Source organism: Streptococcus sp. 9.1 (assembly GCF_016648815.1).
Lineage (GTDB): Bacteria > Bacillota > Bacilli > Lactobacillales > Streptococcaceae > Streptococcus > Streptococcus salivarius_E.
On sequence record NZ_JACLQS010000030.1, the window covers coordinates 1 to 4,850 of the forward strand.

Annotated in this window: 2 protein-coding genes and 1 pseudogene; 1 reads left to right on the top strand and 2 read right to left on the bottom strand. The window is 40.1% G+C overall.

Features of this window, described 5'->3' with window-relative positions; genetic code table 11:
- On the bottom strand, positions 1–3,302 hold a 3,302-nt coding region (locus H7T93_RS09835; protein WP_201041944.1), incomplete at its 3' end, for an Ig-like domain-containing protein.
- Positions 3,303–3,878: 576 nt separating this feature from the next.
- On the opposite strand from H7T93_RS09835, the pseudogene H7T93_RS09840 reads away from it, so the two are divergent.
- Positions 3,879–4,390 (top strand): annotated as a pseudogene (locus H7T93_RS09840) (transposase); the annotation flags it as partial.
- A gap of 135 nt (positions 4,391–4,525) precedes the next feature.
- Here H7T93_RS09840 and H7T93_RS09845 read toward each other — a convergent pair.
- The coding region (locus tag H7T93_RS09845) for an LPXTG cell wall anchor domain-containing protein (protein ID WP_201041946.1) at positions 4,526–4,850 on the bottom strand (325 nt) is incomplete at its 5' end.

Genomic DNA, 4,850 nt, shown 5'->3' on the forward strand with positions numbered 1-4,850 from the left:
GTTGGCGTAATGGTTGCTTTACCATTTGCGCCTGCTGTCGCTTCACCAATCTTGTTGCCGTCTTTATCGTAAAGAGCAACAGTTGAGCCTGGTTCTGCAGTTACTTCTACTGATGGCTTAGTACCTGCTTTACCTGTGAGGTCTGTATTCACTACTGGTTTCGCTGGCGCTGTGGTGTCGGTTGCTACTTTTGGATCACTTGCGTCTGAGGTGTTTCCTGATGGGTCAGTCGCTTTAGCTGTTACATTACCTTCTGGAATAGCAACGGTTGGTGTGATGGTTACTTTACCATTGCTAGCAGCCGTTCCTTCACCAATCTTGTTACCATCTTTATCGTAAAGAGCAACAGTTGAACCTGGTTCTGCAGTTACTTCTACTGATGGCTTAGTTCCGGCTTTACCTGTAAGGTCTGTATTCACTACTGGTTTCGCTGGAGCTGTTGTATCTGTTGCTACTTTTGGATCACTTGCGTCTGAGGTGTTACCCGCTGCATCTGTCGCTTTGGCTGTTACATTTCCTGCTGGAATATCAACAGTTGGGGTAATGGTTACTTTACCATTGCTAGCAGCCGTTCCTTCACCAATCTTGTTGCCATCTTTATCGTAAAGGGCAACGGTTGAGCCTGGTTCTGCGCTCACTTCTACTGATGGCTTAGTGCCTGCTTTACCTGTTAGGTCTGTATTCACTACTGGTTTCGCTGGCGCTGTTGTATCTGTCGCTACTTTAGGATCACTTGCAACTGATGTGTTACCCGCTGCATCTGTTGCTTTAGCTGTTACATTTCCTGCTGGAATATCAACTGTTGGTGTAATGGTTGCTTTACCATTTTCTCCCGCTGTTGCTTCACCGATCTTGTTGTTATCTTTATCGTAAAGGGCAACAGTTGAGCCTGGTTCTGCAGTTACTTCTACTGATGGCTTAGTTCCAGCTTTTCCTGTAAGATCTGTATTCACTACTGGTTTATCTGGAGCTGTGGTGTCTTTTGCAGGTGTAACTAAGTATGCAGCAGCAATTTTATCTACTGATTTATCAGGATAAGTAATAGTAACATTACCCTTTTCATCCGCAACGTATGTTGTTCCTTGTGGAAGCGCAGTATTTGCGTCTCCAACCGTTTTTTCAATAGCTGCCTTCTCAGTTGCACTTATATTATTAGGATCAGCAACTTCTACTTTTGCTCCTCCAGGAGTTGGCTCATACTTCTTAGCTGTCTCAAGAACGGTAATTGTAAGATTTCTCGTTACTACTTTACCATTTTTATTTCTAACAGCATAGGTAGCAGTGGAACTACCTGCAGACTGCGTCATATCAACATTACCACGATAGTATGCCTTACGCTGTCTATAAGTATTTGAGCCAGCTGTATCCAGGAAACCACCATTAGAATCATTCGTATATGCTAGTCCTTTTGCCAAATAAGGATTATTAGGAATCCAAAATTTTTCAACTGACGGTGATCCTGCTGCTTGAATTGTTACATTGACAGGATCACCTGGGTAAACTGTAAGATGTGACTCGGTAACCAAAAGTTGAGTGTAGTTATCACCACTAACTCCTCCACCTACATAGGTCAACTGTGTTTTTGTAACTGTAATCGGTGCACTCTTAGCTGACTCACTTCCACCTGCTGGTGTTGAGGTAGCTGTAATTTCTCCTTCTGGAAGGCTGTTTGTAGGGTGAACAGTGGCTACACCTTGGTCGTTTGCTACTGCTTCACCGATCACAACGCCATCATTATTATAAAGTTTTACAGTTGAGCCTGCTGTTGCATTTACAGTCACATCAGCTGGTGTACTTGCTTTACCATTAAGATTTGAAGTAATTTCTGGAACCTGACTTGCTGGTGCAACTGGTTTTGGTGTTTCACCCTGAACTTCAAAAGTAACTGTCACTTCTTGTGGGGCCTGATTATAATGAGCTGGGTAAGTAACCACTACGGTTTTTGTATAAGTACCTGCTTGTGTAGCAGTTGGAGCTTGGCCGTCTTTCCATGCAAATGTTGTTGCACCACGATAGTTATTTGGGAATTCTGGTGTTCCAGCTTTATTGGTTACATAATTAGCCGGAGTAGCATCAAAACTTCCACCAACTTTTGCAGTATACTTTTCTTTGACTGCTACTGCTTGGAATTTTGAACTTTCATTATCAATGAAGTTATCCGCATAACCAGTCATAATATTCGTTCTTCCGCCAATAACTCCTGTTCCTTGCATACCTGCAACATAGTCAAGTGGCTTAGATTTATCTACGATCGGTGTATCAAATGTAATCGTCCACATAACATTACGAATGGCATTATTATCCGCTGTCATCGTATACAAAGCTTGTGAACGTTCTGCTGTTTGAGCCGCTACCGCTGCTTCATTTCCTTGAATTGCTGGATTTTTTATATCTTTGTAAAGTTGGGTCAAACGTTGAGTCATTTCAGAGCCTGTATAGGTATCCATTCTACCATTTTGACCCATCAAGTATGATCCATCATTATCCTTCCAGTAATTACGCGTATTGACTACTTTTCCATTTTTGTCAGTTTGAACAACTTGCCAGTTCGTTGGTGCGCCAACAGAATCTTTAGGGATAGTAAAGTAAACATAACCACTAGCGGCATTCGCTTTTCGACCAGGATTATCAAGAACAGTCCAATGAAGAACGTTATTAGCCTTGTCTACTTCGTAGCTAATCTGTACGTAATCTTGAGCATTTTCTTTGTTAGAATAATCAAGGTTTTGTGCACCATCTGACGCACGTGTTGCAGTTGATGCTGAACGTGTTGCTCCTTGTGCGATACTTCGACGACTACGTACACGAGGCGCATTTGCAGTTTCTGACGCACTAATATTATTTGTGATAGCGCTCTCTGAGCTTGCTGTAGTTGATGGTGTTGTAGAAGCTGTGACTGAACGAGATGCCTCAGATGCAGTTGCTGGTTTTGCGGTTGATACATTTGCTGAGCCTGTAACTTCTGAAGCAACTACTGGACTTGTTGATGTCGCTACTGAATTTGCCGGCGCTGAACTTGTAGGTACAACTGACGTCGCTGTAACAGTTTCAGTAGCTGCTGGTGCTACCGTAGCAGTTGTTGCACTTTCTGGTGCTGTGCTTGGCGAAGTTGTAGCCACGACTCCCTCGCCTTGACTTGTACTTACAGATGTAGCTGCAACTGTTGCTCCATCAGATGTCGTTTCATCCGCTTGAGCTGTGTGACCAATCATGATCAAAGTACCAAGCAAGACCGAGCAGACTCCGATATTCAATTTACGAATCGAGAAACGACTCTTCTTACTAAAGATATCTTTACCCATATTTCCTCCTAGACAAGGAATCATTAGATTTTGATTACTCTTGTCTCTTCTAAAAATAATATAAATTGAATTTCCCTAACGTAAAATATATCATATAATTAGAATTGAATCAATATTTTACCATCATAAAATTAGTTTTCTCTATTTTTTTAAAACAACTTAAGCATTATCCTTTAAAAAATATTATTTTTTTACAACCTTTCTTTATACAGAACCTATAAAACTTTACACATATAATTCAAAATATAAAATAAGCTTTTTATCCAAAGCCTTTAGAGCACCTTATAATGTTAACGTATATTACTTTTTAAAAGCATTACAATTTTCGAATCATAGAATAATTCTCACGTTTTACACTCTCAACATTTATAGGTACACTCATAATAAAACTAATAACCAAGTATAAATATGCATATTTTTAGATTTATTAATGCCATTAAATTAAAAAGATATCAACAATTTTAATGATTATTTTTTTCATTAACCTTTATTTTTGACTGAATAATTAAAAAAATATTCTATAATGTCTGTAATGGCTAAAACTACTATAAAGATTATAGAGCCAGTATTTTTAATACTAAAATTGCCATTATGAACCAGTTCGATAAGAAGTCACTACCCTATCGAGCTTTGAAAAATCACTGGCGACTCTTTCAAAAGGACAGTCGTAAGCTATCTCTCACCTCTTTTTATTCAAAGACTTTCCGCCAAACTTTAACACCACATGAAGTCGTTGAGAAGACATTACACTTTTCAGAAGAGCTCATCGACTACTATACTCTTTATCAGCTTTTGCTTTTTCACTTTTAGGAGAAGAGAGTAGATGAATTCTTTGAGTTGATAGAGGAGAACATGAGCAAGGTCAATCACTACTTTCAAACGGTCTTTAGGACTTTTCTTAGACACAGGTAATACATCCAAAATGCACTAGAAACAGACTATTCAAACGCAAAACTTGAAGCGACTAATAAGTTGATTAAATACATCAAACGGTTGGGCTTCGGTTTTAGAAACTTCATCAACTTTAAGAAACGTGTCTTCATCACTCTGAACATACATAAAAAGAGGACTTATCCGGTCCTCTCTAGATGTTAGCTTTTCGGCACCCACTACAGTTGACAAGAAGCCCACAAAAAAGACTCACCCCTTATGGGGTGAGTCTCTTTTTCGAAAACTGAAATAGTCTAACTAACTATGTTGAGGGATTTAACCTATGAACTATCTTAGTCTTCTTTTTTGCGTTTTCCTGCCAAACCAAGTCCAGCTGCCGCAAGGATTCCTCCGAGAGCCATAGCTGCCATAGACGCATCATCACCTGTTTCAGGGAGAGCTGGTCCTTTAGGAGCTTCTGGTGTAGTTGGTGGTGTCACTGGTGGAACCACTGGTGTTGGAGGAGTTGGAGGCGTTGGTGGTGTAGTAGGAGGTGTAGTTGGTGGAGTTGTTGGTGGTGTATTTGGTGGGATAACAGTGTTGTTGAACTCAGTATCTTCTGGCAATTGAGAAGTTACTGTCAAGACTTTACCGTCTTTAGTTACTGAAACAACGACT